Raw genomic sequence first — 17445 nt, forward strand, 5'->3', positions numbered from 1 at the left:
CATTCTACTCGTTTCCAATCAGTTTGTTCTTTGCTTCAATCCACTGCGACATATATTGGGTGCTTTTGTGCTGGTGGTGTTGGAGCATTGCTCCTGTAAAATTCGTTAATCTGTGCGTGTTTAGCGTTTGTTGCAATTGGGTGATACGATCAATTAGCTGAGAGGCGATAAGATCTTTATCAAACCGGGAGCGCAGCAATGGTGTGGCAAGGCGTTGTTTTTCTGCCCAGCTATCAGCTTGTGTATATAGCGACACAGCGCTATTTGCAAACGTTTCCGCATCGTCGGTCACACTGCCAGGCCATGCTTGAATATCGTCAATCATTCCTTCTGCGCCGATTGATGAGGTCACACTGGGCGTTCCGGTTAACATCGCATCGGTTAGTTTGCCTTTTATTCCTGCTCCGAAACGCAGGGGAGCCAAACAGATTCGTGCGTTTGCTAACACCTCGTATGCATCCTCAGCCCATCCTTTGATCAGAAATCCTTTTTTAGGGTTGTGTAGTTGCGTTGCTTTTGGCGGTGGATAAGCGCCATAAATATGTAATTCGGCCGTTGGAAGTTGCTGGCGTATTCTAGGCCATAGGGTATTCGCTAAGTACAACACCGCATCCCAATTGGGCGCATGGCGAAAATTACCAATTGAAATAAAGTGTTCTCGCTCATCAAACTTGCGTACTTCTTTATGTTCAAACGCGTCTATATCCAACATGAAAGGGCAATGAAACAGAAGATTCGACGGTACATTAAAGGTAGAGGTTAATAGCCTAATTTCTGCGTCTGAGATTATCAGGGTTAAATCACAGCGATAAATAGAAGCGATTTCACGTTTGGCCATATCGCTAAACAAATCCGCATTTGTCATTTCACGGTTTTGTTTAACAGCAGTATGCCTTGCGTGACGCAAGCAGTGTAAATCTTCTGTATCCAGAATACGCAGCGCATTGGGACAACACGTTGCGACACGCCAGCCAAATTGCTCTTCCATCATGAACCGATCGAATACCACGAGATCGGGTTGCATGTCGGTAACAAACGCATCAAACGAACTGCAATTCAGAGCAATTGCGTGTTCCTTCACGCCTAAACTTGCTAAAGAAAATCGGTGCTCACCTTGTTGTGCTGGGCTGGCGTATTCAACTTGCCACCCATTATTCAATAAGGTTTGTACAATGCTTAGCATGTGTCGCCCAGCGGCAGACGAGTTAGGTTCTGGCCATACATAGCCGACAATAAGCGCTTTTGGTAAGGAGGTCATGGTCGTTGATTTACTTGCTTTTGATATCTCGTGTCGATTTTACGCAGTTTCTTCCCGCTTTTTTGGCTTCATACAATGCGATATCGGCTTGTTTCATAATATCGTGAAAATCCGTTAAGTCTGCAGTGCGTTCAGCGACACCAAAACTGCATGTTACATTCACGGTCTTACGCGTTGGTGCATCAGCAGCAGAGTGGCGCTTTTTAGGGGCCTCGTCTGGGCGATCTTTTCCGCGCAACACAATATCATAGTCTGCGATGGTTTGCCTTAACACGTCTAAATGCGGCGTGACATCGGCAATCGAACGTCGAGGAAAAATTATGGTGAATTCTTCTCCGCCGTAACGAAATGCTTTTCCACCACCGGTAACAGCATTTAAGCGGCTTGCAACCAGTTTAAGTACTTGGTCGCCAACGTCGTGACCATAGGTGTCGTTGAATTTTTTGAAGTGATCCACGTCACTCATTGCCACCACATACTTTCTGCCTAATGTGGGTACATATTGCATGAGCGCTCTACGCGATGGAATGCCTGTCAGTTCATCTCTAAATGCCATGTTAAAACTGTCGGTGAGTATCGCAAACAGATAAAGAGCGGATATCGCTAATGCAATCATACCGATGACATAAAATTGCGTATCTAACATGATAACGACAAGCAAGCATTGGGTTAACCAAATAACCACATGAGTATGTGTAGGAACTAATGCCACACGCAGCAAGCCTGCTGCCAGCAAGCATGCGATAAGCAAATACTCAAACACCGATAGGTGCGTTAGCAAAGATGGATTCAACGAGTGAAGTACGTCAAATAAGCCTGAAAGATAGGGGGTAAGTGTATTTGCTAAGTTGTCTATGCTAAGTCGCAGTAAAATACAAATAATAGCGATTTCTGTAACACTCCAGACAAGGTTAATGGGGGAAATACCTTTGTCTGGTCGCCAAAGTAGCCACGCTGCCGAGACAAATACATACATCGCAGCCATATTGGCAAAATGCAGGGCTTCTGAGGCAACGATGCCAATGCCTAAACTAAGAAGTGATAAAAAGGCGAGTCGGGTTCGACCAAAGCTAATGGCAACTGTGCCAGCTATGCAGAGTGCTGCATAGGGTAACCACTCCATTGGAGACAACCAATCGCTCAGGGTAGGCTGCTGCCAATATATGGTAAAAATAAACGCGATGATAAGAAGAGTGAGAGGGGTTAATCGCTGATAAATAAACTGCTTTAAAGGCACAACATACCATTGATACTACAGATAAAGATGGCCTTATTGTATGCATAATTATTACGTGATTGCACGGCTTTGATGTTCGGTGTAAAAGGTTTTTGTTGCTTACTTCTTAAGATGAATACGCAAGATGCAAATACGTATTTTAAAATATACGTTTGGGTGTGGTGAGATACTCGCAATTGCGTGTGAAAATGCTTACTATATTTTTATATATCTCATTGCTTGTATGGAAGTTTTTGCAAATATTGTGGTGTATTTGCATGATTTTATCTGATGATCGACGGAGTGAACGTGTCACATCTTATTTTTGGTGCCGGACAGATTGGCTGTTTTATTGGAGCCTGTATGCATGAGGCGGGTGTAGATGTGTCTTTTCTTGCTAGGCGTCATATTAAAGCCATGCTTGAACACGGCCTATTGCTCACCGATTATCAAGGCTACCGATCAGAAGTTACGCATTTGCAATGCGTAGATACAACACAAGCACGGCCTTTCGATGTTGTATGGTTAACCGTGAAATGCACCGCAGTGCAACCATCATTAGATGAGCTAGCGGCTTTTGTGGGCCAAGACACCATTATTATGTGCTGCCAGAATGGCCTTGGCAGCGATCAGATCGTACGCGAACGCTTTCCTAATAACCAAGTGCTTCGTGTCATGGTGCCGTTTAATGTGGTACTGCAAGAGAACGAGCAAGCTAACAGTCAGGTGCGCGAAGTGAGTAAGTTTGCCAATTATCATCGAGGCTCAGAAGGCACGTTATGTATTGAAAAAAATCATTCCGACAGGTTGGCCGCGTGGATGAAATTAATGAACAGCAGTTGTCTGGATGTGGCTGAAGAATCAAACATGACGGGCTTACAATGGGCCAAGCTGCAATTAAATTTGGGCAATAGTGTGAACGCTCTGGCAGACATTCCCGTAAAAGCTATGTTGATGCAGCGCAATTACAGGTTGGTTATTGCGTCTCTCATGGATGAGTTACTCAACGTGGCTCAATCTCAGCATATTCAGCTACCGAAGGTAGCGAGTGTGAAAGGCCATTGGATTCCCTATGTGTTAAGGCTACCGGACATTTTGTTTAAGCTACTAGCGAATAAAATGCTTGCGATAGACCCTACTGTTCGTACCTCAATGTGGTGGGATATCAAAAATGGTAAGCCGACTGAAATTCAGTATTTAAATGGTGCAGTGGAGCGCGCGGGCCAAGCGTTAGGAATAGCATGCCCGATTAATAATGCGATTATTGCTCTCATTTCAAAGAAGCAAAACGGTGAGTTAAAAGGCGCAATTTCTGCTTCTGAATTAAGAAAATATGTATTAAGCAATGATTCGTCTAAACTTAACGGATAATTGTCTGATTTTGCTTTAAAACTTGAAAAGCCCAAATAATTATTGATCTGCTTGGATTTGTGTTTAAATTATTGGGGCGAAACTCTAGGACGTTGAACTGTATATGAATGCATTAGAATGTGCCAATCAGGCTGTAGACGTTTTTGTTCTTCCTGACGCTGTCATGCGCGTGAAAGAACTAATCGATGATGATTCCGCAAGTATGCAAGACATTGCAGATGTGGTGAATTTCGATCCTGCGCTAATGAGTCAGGTGTTACGTGTTGCTAACAGTGCGATATACAATTTTCCAAAATCTATAGATACGGTGAGTAAGGCCGTTCAGGTAATTGGCTCTAATTCTATCTATGACCTTGTGGTTGGGTATGGTGTCTCAAAAGCATTTGGCTCAGTGGATCCTAATGTCATTGAATTAGACAAATATTGGGAAAAAAGCGTTACCTGCGCATTGTTATGTAAATATTTGGCCGATAAATTAGGTGCTGAAGAGCCTGAGCGCTTATTTGTGTCGGGCCTTCTTCATAATATTGGTGAATTGGTCGTCGTTCAGTTTCAACCGGAAATGGCAGCAAAATGTGCGCAATACGATGAATCTGTGACTCCAGAAGCGCTACAACAGCAACATTTGTCGACTACGTATGCGCAAATTGGCGGAGAGCTGATTGCCGCATGGGGATTACCAGAGTCAATTGCTCAAACCATCAAGCATCAACATTTTGCATATACAGAAGCAAAAAATCTGGATGAAAAAATCATGCAATTGGCCTATGTGCTGACGTTAGATAACTCACACCCTGAGTTTTATGCAGGAAATGCAAACGTTGATCCAGAGATGTATGACAGATTAAACCTTGATCTGGCTGATTTGCAGGCGGCGCTGGATTTTACCAATCTACAGGCACTGAGTGTTTTAGCCTTGTTTAGCCCGTCTTCCGCGTCTATTTATTAGCATTCACGTTTCAACTGCAATACGCTATTGCGATGAAGGCAAGGCCTTAGTCGCAATAGCTTAATTATTGTATTAATCGAATATCGCTACGGCTTGTCGGCTTATTGCAATCAAGTCGCCATTTTCATCCCAAATATTAGCCTCAGTGTGGCCATAGCCATCAGCTGCTTGACGCGTGTCTACTTGGTAGGCAAACCAACCATCGGCTTTAAACTCAGCATGTGGATGAATAAACTCTACGTTCCAACTCATCGTGCTTGCTGGGGCTGGCCATTTAAGCATTTGTAAAACAGTAGGCGGCCACGCATCAATCAGTCCAATCAAGTGTGCATCGGTAATGGTTGCCGGCGCTTTTTTGTAACGCATCCAGCCATGAATATGATGGTCTTTGCTTCCTGTAAATGGCAGCTTACCCGAGTCTATGGCTAACTCAAAGTGACGTAAAAATTTAGGCGTAAGTTTGGGGATTTGCGGAATGAATTTCGCCTTTTTAGGTAGCGCCATCGTATGTTTATCATTGTTTGCTACCGTTACTTTTGACTTACGGGGAACACCAAAACTCGCTTGTGCTAAAAGGCTAACGTTACCATTTTGAACAATACGCGCTAAAATTTGCGACGCATTTTTGCCCTCTCGCAGTATTTCTACTTTTACTTCAAAAGGGGCATCGGGTTCAATGGGGCCTACAAAATTACAGTTGAACGAGCGCAGCAGTCGATCAGCGTGAATTGAAACACGCATTGCTTCGTATGCAAGCGCCGCAGAGACACCGCCGTATAGGGTTCTGCCTTGCGACCAATCTTTAGGGACCAACATAGTAGGCATTTGTTCAGGGGATTCAATGTGTTGCCTAACCTGTGTTAAAAGTTCATCTATATGCATAAGTCTGTTATCTGTTACTGCGAGATGTGTCATTTATAGCGGGCAACTGGTCGGATGTCTAGTGAATTTCTAATACTTTGGTGATAATTTAGGCCAACTATCATCACTTTTATTTATATATGTTATTTTATTTACATATAGTTAACATAAAATGCTTGTTTTCTAGGTTGGCGAAAAATTAGACTGATTTCAGGGTGTTGAATTTTCGCACTCTTGCCAAGGGATTGCCATTTTGGCGTATATATCTGATAAGAGGTAACTCGTATGGAGCACGCATCAGTCGCTAATCGAACATCTACCAGTGACGCCCGTTCAAAACACTATAGAACGTATGTATTGATCGTACTCACGTTGGTGTACGCTTTTAATTTTATCGATAGGCAGATTATTGGAATTCTTTCACCGTTTATCAAAGAAGATTTGGGGCTGGATGATGCACAGTTGGGCTGGCTAAAAGGAATATACTTTGCGCTGTTATACACCACCGTAGGGATACCCATAGCGTGGTTGGCTGACCGATATAATCGTGTGAATATCATTGCAATATCACTTACGATGTGGAGCGGTTTTACTGCGCTTTCAGGCTTAGCATCTAACTATCTCCAACTTGCCCTTGCGAGGATTGGCGTCGGTATAGGTGAAGCGGGGGGAAGTCCGCCCTCCCATTCAATCATTTCTGATTTATATCCTAAGGAAAAACGGGCTGCGGCATTGTCGATTTATTCTTTAGGTATTCCCTTTGGTATCATGATTGCGTTTTTTGCATCTGCATTTATTCTCAAAGGCGGCAATGCAGACTGGCGCACCGTGATGATCAGTGTTGGGTTGCCAGGTATCGCCTTAGCACTGCTATTAAAATTTACCGTTCAAGAGCCGCCGCGTGGTGGAAGTTCTGCAGGGCAAATAGACAAAGAACCAATCCCGTTCAAGCAAGCCATCGCAATGCTACTCACCATTCCTTCGTGGTGGGGAATGTGTTTAGGTATTTCGTTTAGTTCGTTTGGTAATTATGCCATTTCTACGTGGGTAATTGATTATTATGTGCGAGCGTTTGCAGGTTTGGATATATTCACACTATTAATTTGGATGGGAATTATAAACGGAACTGTCTATGCACTCGGTGTTTGGCTAGGAGGCGTATTGGCAGATAAATGGTCTGCTAAAACGCCTAAGGCATATGGTTACTTACCGGCCGCTGCACTTATTGTCGGTGCACCTGCGTTTTGGTTTGCGCTGCAAGCCGAATCATTAACTGCTTCACTTGTGTTGTTTACTGTTTTGCTATTTACAACAGGAATGAACCTAGGTCCTTCCTTTGCTATTGCTCAGACATTAGCACCCGTGAGAGTAAGAGCTTTGTCGACAGCACTGTTTTTCTTCGTACTAAACCTTATCGCTTTGGGTGGCGGGCCAACATTTGTCGGCATTGTGAGCAATAGCTTGAGTGCTACATTAGGGGAAACGGAAGCGTTGAGAACGTCTATGTCATGGCTGATGGTAACGTATGGCTTGGCGATTGTGGCATTTTTATGGACAACTGTGCACATCGAAAAAGATTGGCACAAAGCCAGACACTACTAGTGTTGTTTTAGACAAAAAAATGCCGCATAGGGTGCGGCAAAGTGGCTTCGAAGAACACAACGCAGGGAGCGTTGCGGTAGAATTTATTTCGCAGTGCGAGACAATTCCATTTGCTCTTGGTTCGTCTTTTGATTGTTAGACGTCATTACTGAAACCAGAGACAGTCCTTCGCAGCTCATTGTTTTGTAATGGGATGCAATTTTTTGTTGATAATTGATTTTTCCCATTTGAGCACGTGGCTTCATTTCAGTGTTTCGCTCATGCGTGTTTCGCGAGCTATCGACCAACTCAGCGTGTTTGCACACGGACACTAACGCTGTTTCGATGCCTGTGGTCGCACTCTCAGTATTTGCACTCACATGTAAGGAAAACAATGACGACGCGCCTAACATAATGCTTAACATCAAACTGGTTTTCATGGTCATTGTTGTCATCCCTCACTTTCATCGTTGCTGTAATTTTAGTCAGTTCGCTGGCGTGTAAAAGAGTGCAGGGGATACCTATGTATTATAAAATATACGAAAGCACTGGTGGGAGGACGCGGAGTGATGCCAACCTTGTGGTTTTACAGCGTAACTTTTCAATTTTTTCATTCATTTATTGAGAATTGAAAAAGTGGTATAACCAGTTCTAATTACAGCTTGCTTTGAATAAAAAAATGACGCGACTACATTTTGCTCACGCGAATGGCTTTCCTGCTGGCAGCTATCGTCAACTTTTCGAATATTTGCCAGATACATGGCACATTGAAGCAATTGACAAAATTGGCCATAATCCTCAATTCCCCGTTTCTCGCGGCTGGCCATTTTTAATTAAGGAGCTGGAGCATTATCTTGAATCGCATTTTGATGCGCCCGTTTATGGCGTGGGCCATTCATTCGGTGGACTGTTAACTTACTTAACTGCATGTCATCGCCCCGATTTATTTAAGGGCGTGATCATGCTCGACCCACCCGTGGTAACAGGGCTAATGCGTCATGTCGCTAAAGCGGTTAGGTTGACCCCGTTTTTCGATAAAATCACCCCTGCTGGCAAGGCTGCCGTCAGGTGTACTCGCTGGCCTAAAGACACTGATTTGGTCCAGTATTTCAAACAGCGAGGGCTATTCCGTCATATTTCTGAAGACATTGTTGGAGATTACGTTGCGTCTGCAATTGCTTCCAATGAAGATGAGCACATATTAGCGTTTGATCATCAAACTGAAGCTGAAATATTTCGTACTGTGCCATTGAATCTACCTGCGTATTACAACAAATTTACCGTACCTGGAAAGTTGGTTACTGCGGAACACTCTGATGTGGTCAAGCCAAGTATGGTAAAACAGTTTATTCATAAAAATGGTTTACTGCACACTGAATTTAAAGGCGCAGGTCACATGTTTCCCCTTGAACAGCCTGGTGAAACCGCGAAGTTAATTCAGCGCACTATTGATAACTGGGAGCATGGTTAGTCTAAATCGCTTCGTTTTAGGTGCACGCAAGGTGGTTATTAGTAGCCAACTGGTAGTCCTAGCATTTCGCGAGTGACCAACACGACATTGTTATCGGTGACGCGAAACCCACGGGCTACATCCTCGTCTTTATTTTTACCGATTGTTGTACCTTCCGGTATCACGCAACCACGATCTAAAATAGCACGATTAATATTGCAGTGACGTTTGATTTCGACATCGGGCAATAACACAGACTCGTTAACTTGACTGTATGAATGCACGCGTACGTTAGAAAAACACAAACTTTTCCGTAATGTCGCGCCAGAGATAATACACCCTCCCGATACGACCGAATTGATTGCAGAGCCTGTTCTATTGGTTTCTTCCCAAACAAATTTTGCTGGCGGCAGTTGCTCTTGGTAAGTCCAAATTGGCCACCGTTTGTCGTATAAATTTAACGCGGGAACAGGCGATACCAACTCCATATTCGCTTCCCAAAACGAGTCAAGTGTGCCTACATCTCGCCAATAGGTTTCGCGTTGGTCGTGGCTGTCAAAAGGGTAAGCATGCACCGTATGCTCTTTAATAATAGAAGGGATGATGTCTTTGCCAAAATCACGCTGCGAACCATCGGTTTCAGCATCACGTTTAAGTTGTTCAAACAAAAAGTCTGCGTCAAAGACATAATTGCCCATTGAGGCTAAACACATCTCGGGATTATTGGGAAGCGGGTGAGGGGAGGCGGGCTTTTCCTCGAAACCAGTGACATGCATATTTTCATCTACCGACATCACACCAAATGCGCCCGCCGCCTCTTTGCATTTAACAGGCATACAGCACACTGTCATCGGTGCTTTAGATTCAGCATGTTTGGCAAGTAGTGCGCCGTAATCCATGCGATATATATGATCGCCAGATAAAATCATGACGTACTTTGGCATTTCATCGCGAATGATATCAATGTTCTGAAACACCGCATCTGCGGTACCTTGATACCAGTTTTCAGAAAAACGCTGTGAAGCGGGCAATATCTCTACCGATTCGCCCAGTTCTTTTTTAAAGTGCCCCCAACCTCGGACTAAATGGCGTATCAAAGAGTGGGATTTGTATTGAGTGATCACTCCAATTCTGCGAATACCCGAATTTACACAATTTGACAGTGGGAAATCAATGATTCGAAACTTGCCGCCAAAATACAGGGCAGGCTTGGCACGCCAAGTAGTGAGTTCATGTAGCCGCGAGCCCCGACCTCCTGCCAAAATGAGTGCGTAAGTATCGCGCGTAAGGTTACTGATATAGCGGGGGCTGCGGTTAACCATAATACACCTTTTTTGAGTAATACTGACAGTGAACGCCGAAAACAACTAAGGCTGTTTTCTAACTACTCAAAGCGTTTTATGTAGAGTAATTCATCTTACACAATGTGTTTCTAAACTCAATACATTGCATTTAACCTTGCCTAACATTATGCTTCGCGGTTCGTTTCAGAATGGAAGTAGTAACATGCAAACTAAACAAGCAGTAATTTTCGATCATGATGGTGGGGTAGATGATTTATTATCATTGATGCTGCTGTTAACGATGGAACACATCGATCTATTAGGCGTAACCGTAACACCTGCTGATTGCTATCTTTCTGATGCGACTACATCGACATTAAAACTTCTTTCAATGTTCGGGCGTGAAGATGTGCCAGTCGCGAAAGGCACACTACATGGCATCAACGCATTTCCTGCCGATTGGCGTGCACAGCCCAAAATGTGTAATGCGCTCCCTATGATGCTTACGGCCAAAGCAAATACATCGCAAATCAGTGAGTTACCTGCGCATGAGTTTATTGCTACGGCATTGAAAGATGCTGACAATGTCACTTTGCTAATGACAGGGCCGTGTACTAATTTAACCGCAGCAATGGACTTAGATCCAAACATCAAATCGAGTATTAAAGAGTTGGTATGGATGGGCGGAGCAGTACATGTACCTGGCAACGTGTCAATGCATAACCACAATACCTCTGCCGAATGGAATGCGTTTTGGGATCCGATTGCCACAAAAGCGCTTTTTGAGTCTGGTATTAACGTTAAATTAATTTCATTAGATTCTACCAATGCTTTACCCGTCGATATCGCGTTTCTTGAGCGACTCGCTGCCATGCGCGAGCATGCAATGGCGGATTTAGCTGGGCAATTTTGGGCATTAACGGTAAATAGTATTCCTGCTTACGAGTTTACTTATTACATGTGGGATGTGTTGGCTACCAGTTATTTGGGTCTGCCAGACGGGACGATTCAATTTGAGAAAACAGAACTCGATGTATCTGTAGATGAACCCAATGCGGGTGAAACCTTTGTTTCTGAGGGCACTAACAACTTGATTGATGTGTCTGTGTCTGTGAATAAAGATGTGGTTTTAGATTACGTTGCAAGCCAATTTGCAAGAGACTTTAACAAGCGTATTTAACAAGCGTCTTTTACAAGCGTCTTCTACAAACGTACACATCAAAAAAATCTGTTAATCCCTATGCTAATGGGCGCTTAGGCACTTACTTTCACGTTATATTAAGGTAACGGCCTTGCGTCCATTGCATTATGAGTTTAAGCATTTTCTATTCCCCCCGTCTTTGTTCTACATTACACGCTCTTGTTAGTATTAATCAGCCAGTTATAACTTTTCCTACCATATGTTAATAATATGTTATATATTCTGGTCGGACATGATGAATAACAGGAACATCGCCCATGTTTAAAAAACTGCTCATCGGTGTAGTGGTAGTGGTCGTTGGATTTTTTGCTGTCGGATTTTTGTTGCCCTCTGACTTTCGAGTCGAGCGTTCCGTTTTAATCGAAGCACCACCTGAAAAAGTGTTTCCCTATGTGGTTAATTTGCGTGAATGGCGTAATTGGGGCGTGTGGTTTAAACGCGACCCGCAAATGACAACCGAATACTCAGGGCCAGAAGCGCAACAGGGAATGAAGTCCCAATGGACGAGTGAAACCGAAGGATCTGGTGAAATGGAGCTGGTTGAGGTCAAGCCAAATAGGTTGATTGTGTACTCGCTGTATTTTCCTGAATTCGATATGGGGTCGACAGGTGAGATGCGGCTACAAGAAGAAGATGGACGTACCATCGTAACGTGGGTTGATTATGGCGATGTGGGAGACAATCCAGTGAATCGCTACTTTGCACTTATGATGGATTCAATGATTGGGCCTGATTTTGAAGTGGGGCTTGAAAATCTCAAAATGTTGGCTGAAAACGGAACCATCTGATGGAATTAGATTCTTCGTCAGTGCCAGATTTTAGGCAGGCGTTAGCGAACACTGAGTTTAGGCCGTTTTTGAAAAAGTCTAATGGCTTAGCTCTCAGAAGCCTAGGGATAACTTACGGGCTGATTGCCTTGGCGTTTGCGCTTCCCATTTTATTTCCCCATGCTGTTACTGTTCTACTCGGCATTGTGTTGCTCGGAAATCGCCAGCTGGGTTTGGGGATTTTAATGCATGATTGTGTTCACGGTGCATTATTTACATCGTCTAACCTTAATCGCTGGGTAGGAGAATATGTATGTGCGGCACCCATATTCGCGCAATTTGAAGGCTACCGCCGTTATCACCTTCGCCATCATGCCAAAGCGGGCACAAAAGACGATCCAGACTATCCAAATTATCAACCGTACCCCGTCTCTAAGCGGAGTTTAATGAGAAAGTTTCTACGTGATCTGGCTGGCATTACGGGATTGAAAAATCTATATATCCTGATGCTGATGCATGCAGGTTACATTGAATACGATATGTCTTATCAAACCCACTCACGTCAGCGCAAATTAGGTGTTTTTGAGGTGGGCAAGCAGCTGTTTCGTAACATGTTGCCTGCATTAGGGTTTCACGCACTTCTTATTGCCATTTTATGGTTTTGCAATGCCGTTGTGTTTTACGCAATGTGGTGGGCAGCTTACTTAACGACGTTTATGTTGTTTTCGAGAATACGCAATGCGGCGGAGCATGCCAATGTCCCTGATTTACTGAGTGCGGATCCACGTTTACACGCAAGAACCGTTTACGCCAGTTGGTGGGAAAAATTAACCGTTGCACCCTGCGATGTAAACTATCATCTAGAGCATCATTGGATGCCTGCCATTCCTCCTTATCGTCTTAAAGGCTTTCATCAACATCTACTTAAACACAACTTGTTAGATCAAACCGCTATCTTATCTGGCTACCGTGATGTGATTAGCGCGTTAGTGCGCTAATTGCGTACAGCATGCTATTTTACAAAAGCACCTTGAGTTTTACCGTGTTCGGTTGAGTGATCATACTCGCTATTTTTGTGTTTGTAGCGTTCAATAATCTCAGTCACTTTTGATGCTATCTGTTCGTTTAACATCTGGCAGTCATAATGGGGTGGAAACCTCTCTAACGCTTCTTCGATTTTCAAGCCAGCCTCATACCACAGTGTTTCGTGTCCTTTTTCATGCGTCAGGAGATTCTCATAGTATGCGGCAAAAAAAGAGGTGATTTTATTATCAACGTGTTCTGCGTTTGCCAGCTTGGGTAAGGTGTATACACCATTTATTTCAATATGAATTGCGTTAACTCGGCATAAACCATGGTGTTTACTGAGGTTGTAATAAGGCTGCAAATGCCATTGCGTTTGACCATGAAATTGCGCCTTGCCTTTTTTAATCGGAGACTGGGAGCGTAATTCGTATTTTATATCGGATACCGATGTTGGAGCGATGGGGTAGTGATGTGTTGTAGTAGATATGACAACATCTGCTATCGATGAAGCAGGTAAGATGCTCATAGTAAGCAGCAATGTTGTCAAAAATCGGTGGGTTTGAATGCGCAAGTAGATGTATAAATCGCAATTGAATAGACGATACTATAGGCAATTGCTGTTTGTCTGTGAAGCGTAAGTACAAGAAAAAAGGTTAGGCCTGCATCAAGCAAGGGCCTAACCGTCAACGGAGTATTAGATAGTAAGATCAGTGTTGTTTATTACACTAACGCATTGGCGACTTTGGATTGTCCCTCGCGATTAAGAGCGCGCATAATGGTTTGGCCTGCATCCACGAGTTTATTCAAGTCGATGCCAGTATCAATGCCCATACCGTGTAGCATGTAGACCACATCTTCGGTAGACACATTTCCAGAGGCACCTTTGGCATAGGGGCATCCGCCTAACCCCGCAACCGATGCATCGATCGTGGCTATGCCATGTTGTAATGCAATTAATATGTTGGCGAGTGCTTGACCGTAAGTATCATGAAAATGCACTGCCAACTTATCAACAGGCACAACTGTCAATACTTCACTTAGCATTTCTGCGGTTTTTATTGGTGTACCGACGCCAATGGTGTCGCCAAGTGAAATTTCATAACACCCCATGTCCAATAGTTGCTTTGCAACATTGGCAACGGCTTGAGGGTGAATAAATCCATCATACGGGCAGCCTAATACGCATGACACATAGCCACGAACACGTATATTGTGTTTCTGCGCTTCTGCAATCACTGGTTCAAAACGCGTTAAGCTTTCCTCTATCGAACAGTTAATATTCTTTTGAGAAAACGCTTCAGACGCTGCACCAAATACGGCGACTTCATCGACATTGGCCGCCAGAGCGGCTTCGAAACCCTTCATGTTTGGCGTTAGCGCAGTATATTGCACAGAAGGATTACGGCTGATGTGGCGAAATACCTCTGCGCTATCTGCCATTTGCGGTACCCATTTAGGAGAGACAAAACTGCCTGTTTCAATCACATTTAGGCCAGCATTGGCGAGGTCGTGCACTAGAGTGACTTTGTGTTCTAACGAGACGATGTCCTTCTCATTTTGCAAGCCGTCTCTTGGGCCGACCTCTACAATTTTTACCTTGGAAGGGTAACGAATCATGTGTCAGACTCCTCAAAGTCAAGTAATGTAGCGCCACCGTCCACAAGCTCACCTGGTTGGAAAAAGAATTCTTTCACTGTGCCTTTGGTTGGTGCAGCGATTTGGTGTTCCATTTTCATGGCTTCCATGACCATCAATGGTGTCCCTTTTCCGATTTCTGTTCCTACTTCTACCAGATGCGCAACGACCGTGCCATTCATGGGAGCAGTAAGCCCAGCACCTGATGTATCATCGTCAGCTAAGCCGAGATCGGGCATTTCGCGACTAAATCTAAGTACGCGCTCTGATGTGAAAATAGAATAGCTTTGCTCATGCGCGACAACAGTAGAGCGGCGTCGGTGGCCGTTGATGGTGGTAATTAGCATGTCACCATCTAAATCTGCCTGACACTTATATGCGTCATTTTCAGTTTCAATTAAAAATGATCGCGTCCCTTGTTGCATTTGTAACGTCACGCTCAGTGTATGGACTTTATCATCCACACGTAGCGTTAAAGTCTGTGCATGTACTTCATTGGCACGCCAGTTGTTGTTCTCCTGCCACGGAGAATAGCGATCGTGATTGCCTGACGCCATATCGGCTTCTTTGCTAAGCAACAAATACAATGCAGCCTGAGGAATCAGACCTTCTGCATCCGCGTCATCATGTTTAAACAAACTTTCTTCATGTTTTTCGATGAAGTTGGTGGTTAACTCGGCATGCTTAAATGAAGCGTGTGTGCTCAGGTTATATAAAAAATCTATATTGGTGGTCACACCTTCGATGTGGTACTCGCTCAATGCAGTTGAAAGACGAGCCAGTGCTTTTTCGCGGTTTTCATCCCAAACAATGAGCTTTGCAATCATGGGATCGTAGAACACCGATACGTCATCGCCTTGGTTCACACCTGTATCGACTCTCACAAAGTCTGATTCAACAGGTGGTCGCAAAAGGTGCAGTGTGCCAGTTGCTGGTAGAAAGTCATTGTTAGGATCTTCCGCATACACCCGCGCTTCAAACGCATGTCCTTTTAAGGTCAATTGTTCCTGTCGTTTAGGAAGTGGCTCACCACTGGCGACACGAAGTTGCCACTCAACCAGATCTTCACCTGTAATCATCTCGGTTACAGGGTGTTCTACTTGCAAACGCGTATTCATTTCCATGAAGTAGAAGCGGCCATCTGAATCCAGCAGGAATTCGACTGTGCCCGCGCCGACGTAGTCGATGGCGTTAGCCGCTTTTAATGCTGCTTCGCCCATTTGCGCTCGCAGATCGTCAGACATACCAGGTGCAGGAGCTTCTTCGATTACTTTTTGGTGGCGGCGCTGTACGGAACAATCCCGCTCGAATAAATACACCCCCTTTCCATATTTATCACAGAAAACTTGAATTTCGACATGACGCGGCTGAGTAAGGTATTTTTCTACCAGCATGATGTCGTCACCAAAACTCGACATGGCTTCTCGTTTAGCTGCATTCAGTGCAGACGTAAACTCAGATTCAGACCATACCTGACGCATGCCTTTGCCACCGCCGCCAGCAGCGGCTTTAAGCAGTACGGGGTAACCCATATCGTCAGCATGTTTTTTCAGTATGTCTGGTGCTTGGTCGTCGCCATGATAGCCAGGCACTAATGGAACACCGGCTTCTTCCATAATTTGTTTAGCAGCAGACTTTGAGCCCATTGCTTCGATGGCAGACGCTGGCGGACCAACAAATTCGATATCATTGTCTTCACACATACGTGCAAAGTCGGCATTTTCAGATAAAAAACCATAACCGGGGTGAATGGCATCTGCGCCAGTTGCGACGGCAATATCGATAATCTTTTTAGCTTGTAAATAGCTCTCTCTCGAGGGAGATGGGCCAACATGCACGGCTTCGTCTGCCATGTTCACATGTAACGCGTTCGCATCAGCATCTGAATAAATAGCGACAGTTTTTACACCCAGCTTACGGGCTGAATGAATCACACGGCAAGTAATCTCGCCGCGATTTGCAATGAGTAATTTCTTAAACATGATTACTTATCATCCTTTGAGGTAGCCACTTCAGCGTCTTTTGCAGTTTGAACTCGCCATGCAGGTTGACGTTTTTCCAAGAAAGCTGTTAACCCTTCTTGACCCTCTTCAGAAACCCGTATTTCTGCAATTTTATTGCTGGTAAGTTGCATTAAAGGCGCGCCAATGGTTTGGTCTTTTACGTCAAAAACAAGTGACTTGGCGGCTGCCACGGCTAAGGGAGCATTGGCGAGTAGGCTATCTAATATACCTTCGATGGTTGAATCTAGTTCTTCTTCTGTTACCGACTCATCAAGTAAACCTAGGCGTCTTGCACGGTGGGATGAAAAGACTTCTGCGGTCATAAAATAGCGTTTAGCATTGCGGGTGCCCATCGCTTCCATGACATAAGGACTAATGGTGGCAGGAATGAGCCCCAATTTTACTTCACTTAAACAGAATTTGCTTAGTTTGCTGCCGATGGCGATATCGCAGCATGCGACTAAACCCACAGCACCACCAAAGGCTGCGCCTTGTACACGAGCGATGGTGGGCTTTGGTAGCGTGTAAAGCGTATGCAGCATGGTCGCTAGCGCATTCGCATCTGCAAGGTTTTCATCGTAAGAATAAGTCGCCATGCGCTTCATCCAGTTTAGATCTGCACCCGCGCAGAAACTTTTACCTTCGGCTTGGAGAATCATGGCTTTTACACGCTCGTTTGCACCTATTGCTAGGAACGTGTCGGTCAATCCGGCAATAAGTTGGTCATCAAATGCGTTATGTTTTTCAGGACGATTCAGGGTGACATAGGCCACACCACGAGCGTCAATTTCAACACGAATGGCTTCGTTAGAGGGAAGGGAAGTGATAGATGTATTCACGGCTA

At 44.4% G+C, this 17445-nt stretch carries 16 protein-coding genes; 7 read left to right on the plus strand and 9 right to left on the minus strand.

Going from position 1 to position 17445, the window contains the following annotated elements:
• Positions 1-4: 4 nt before the first annotated feature.
• Together OE749_RS10945 and OE749_RS10950 are read right to left on the minus strand one after the other, a co-directional pair.
• Positions 5-1258 carry a glycosyltransferase gene (locus OE749_RS10945; protein ID WP_263712498.1) on the minus strand — a complete coding sequence of 418 codons (1254 nt, stop codon included), beginning with the start codon at positions 1256-1258 and terminating at the stop codon, positions 5-7.
• 10 nt (positions 1259-1268) lie between these two features.
• Positions 1269-2495, minus strand: a complete 1227-nt coding sequence (locus OE749_RS10950) for a GGDEF domain-containing protein (protein WP_263712499.1) — start codon at positions 2493-2495, stop codon at positions 1269-1271.
• 288 nt (positions 2496-2783) lie between these two features.
• Here OE749_RS10950 and OE749_RS10955 point away from each other — a divergent pair, with 288 nt between their 5' ends.
• Both OE749_RS10955 and OE749_RS10960 read left to right on the plus strand, forming a co-directional pair.
• Positions 2784-3845, plus strand: coding sequence for a 2-dehydropantoate 2-reductase (locus tag OE749_RS10955; RefSeq protein WP_263712500.1), 1062 nt, complete (start codon positions 2784-2786; stop codon positions 3843-3845).
• Between the two features lie 103 nt (positions 3846-3948).
• A complete protein-coding gene (locus OE749_RS10960) occupies positions 3949-4794 on the plus strand; it encodes an HDOD domain-containing protein (RefSeq protein WP_263712501.1) in 846 nt (281 codons plus the stop codon).
• Positions 4795-4866: 72 nt separating this feature from the next.
• Here the strand turns inward: OE749_RS10960 and OE749_RS10965 are convergent, their stop codons facing one another.
• Complete coding sequence (locus OE749_RS10965) at positions 4867-5676, minus strand: acyl-CoA thioesterase (RefSeq protein WP_263712683.1); 810 nt, start codon at positions 5674-5676, stop codon at positions 4867-4869.
• A gap of 264 nt (positions 5677-5940) precedes the next feature.
• Here OE749_RS10965 and OE749_RS10970 point away from each other — a divergent pair, with 264 nt between their 5' ends.
• Complete coding sequence (locus OE749_RS10970; protein ID WP_263712502.1) at positions 5941-7257, plus strand: spinster family MFS transporter; 1317 nt, start codon at positions 5941-5943, stop codon at positions 7255-7257.
• 83 nt (positions 7258-7340) lie between these two features.
• On the opposite strand, the gene OE749_RS10975 is transcribed toward OE749_RS10970, so the two are convergent.
• On the minus strand, positions 7341-7691 hold the full coding sequence (locus OE749_RS10975) for a hypothetical protein (RefSeq protein WP_263712503.1): 351 nt from the start codon (positions 7689-7691) through the stop codon (positions 7341-7343).
• Between the two features lie 224 nt (positions 7692-7915).
• Here OE749_RS10975 and OE749_RS10980 point away from each other — a divergent pair, with 224 nt between their 5' ends.
• Positions 7916-8707: an alpha/beta fold hydrolase gene (locus OE749_RS10980; RefSeq protein ID WP_263712504.1), complete on the plus strand. Its 792-nt coding sequence runs from the start codon at positions 7916-7918 to the stop codon at positions 8705-8707.
• A 38-nt stretch (positions 8708-8745) separates the two neighbouring features.
• On the opposite strand, the gene glgC is transcribed toward OE749_RS10980, so the two are convergent.
• Positions 8746-10008, minus strand: coding sequence for a glucose-1-phosphate adenylyltransferase (gene glgC, locus OE749_RS10985; protein WP_263712505.1), 1263 nt, complete (start codon positions 10006-10008; stop codon positions 8746-8748).
• 184 nt (positions 10009-10192) lie between these two features.
• Between glgC and OE749_RS10990 the strand changes: the two genes are divergently transcribed.
• The 3 genes from OE749_RS10990 (at position 10193) to OE749_RS11000 (ending at position 12935) form a co-directional block, all read left to right on the plus strand.
• Positions 10193-11149 carry a nucleoside hydrolase gene (locus OE749_RS10990; RefSeq protein WP_263712506.1) on the plus strand — a complete coding sequence of 319 codons (957 nt, stop codon included), beginning with the start codon at positions 10193-10195 and terminating at the stop codon, positions 11147-11149.
• 278 nt (positions 11150-11427) lie between these two features.
• The gene (locus tag OE749_RS10995) at positions 11428-11958 is read left to right on the plus strand and encodes an SRPBCC family protein (protein WP_263712507.1); all 531 of its coding nucleotides are present in this window, start codon (positions 11428-11430) and stop codon (positions 11956-11958) included.
• Positions 11958-12935, plus strand: coding sequence for a fatty acid desaturase family protein (locus tag OE749_RS11000; protein WP_263712508.1), 978 nt, complete (start codon positions 11958-11960; stop codon positions 12933-12935). The genes OE749_RS10995 and OE749_RS11000 overlap by 1 nt, the downstream gene beginning before the upstream one ends.
• Before the next feature lie 14 nt (positions 12936-12949).
• Here OE749_RS11000 and OE749_RS11005 read toward each other — a convergent pair whose 3' ends face one another.
• From OE749_RS11005 to OE749_RS11020, 4 genes are all read right to left on the minus strand, one after another.
• Positions 12950-13489 carry a DUF922 domain-containing Zn-dependent protease gene (locus OE749_RS11005; RefSeq protein WP_263712509.1) on the minus strand — a complete coding sequence of 180 codons (540 nt, stop codon included), beginning with the start codon at positions 13487-13489 and terminating at the stop codon, positions 12950-12952.
• A 194-nt stretch (positions 13490-13683) separates the two neighbouring features.
• Positions 13684-14580, minus strand: a complete 897-nt coding sequence (locus tag OE749_RS11010; RefSeq protein ID WP_318527878.1) for a hydroxymethylglutaryl-CoA lyase — start codon at positions 14578-14580, stop codon at positions 13684-13686.
• Positions 14577-16580 carry an acetyl/propionyl/methylcrotonyl-CoA carboxylase subunit alpha gene (locus OE749_RS11015; RefSeq protein WP_263712510.1) on the minus strand — a complete coding sequence of 668 codons (2004 nt, stop codon included), beginning with the start codon at positions 16578-16580 and terminating at the stop codon, positions 14577-14579. The genes OE749_RS11010 and OE749_RS11015 overlap by 4 nt, the downstream gene beginning before the upstream one ends.
• A gap of 2 nt (positions 16581-16582) precedes the next feature.
• Positions 16583-17440: an enoyl-CoA hydratase/isomerase family protein gene (locus OE749_RS11020; protein ID WP_263712511.1), complete on the minus strand. Its 858-nt coding sequence runs from the start codon at positions 17438-17440 to the stop codon at positions 16583-16585.
• Positions 17441-17445 lie beyond the last annotated feature (5 nt).

It is taken from the genome of Fluctibacter corallii (assembly GCF_025751585.1).
GTDB lineage: Bacteria > Pseudomonadota > Gammaproteobacteria > Enterobacterales > Alteromonadaceae > Fluctibacter_A > Fluctibacter_A corallii.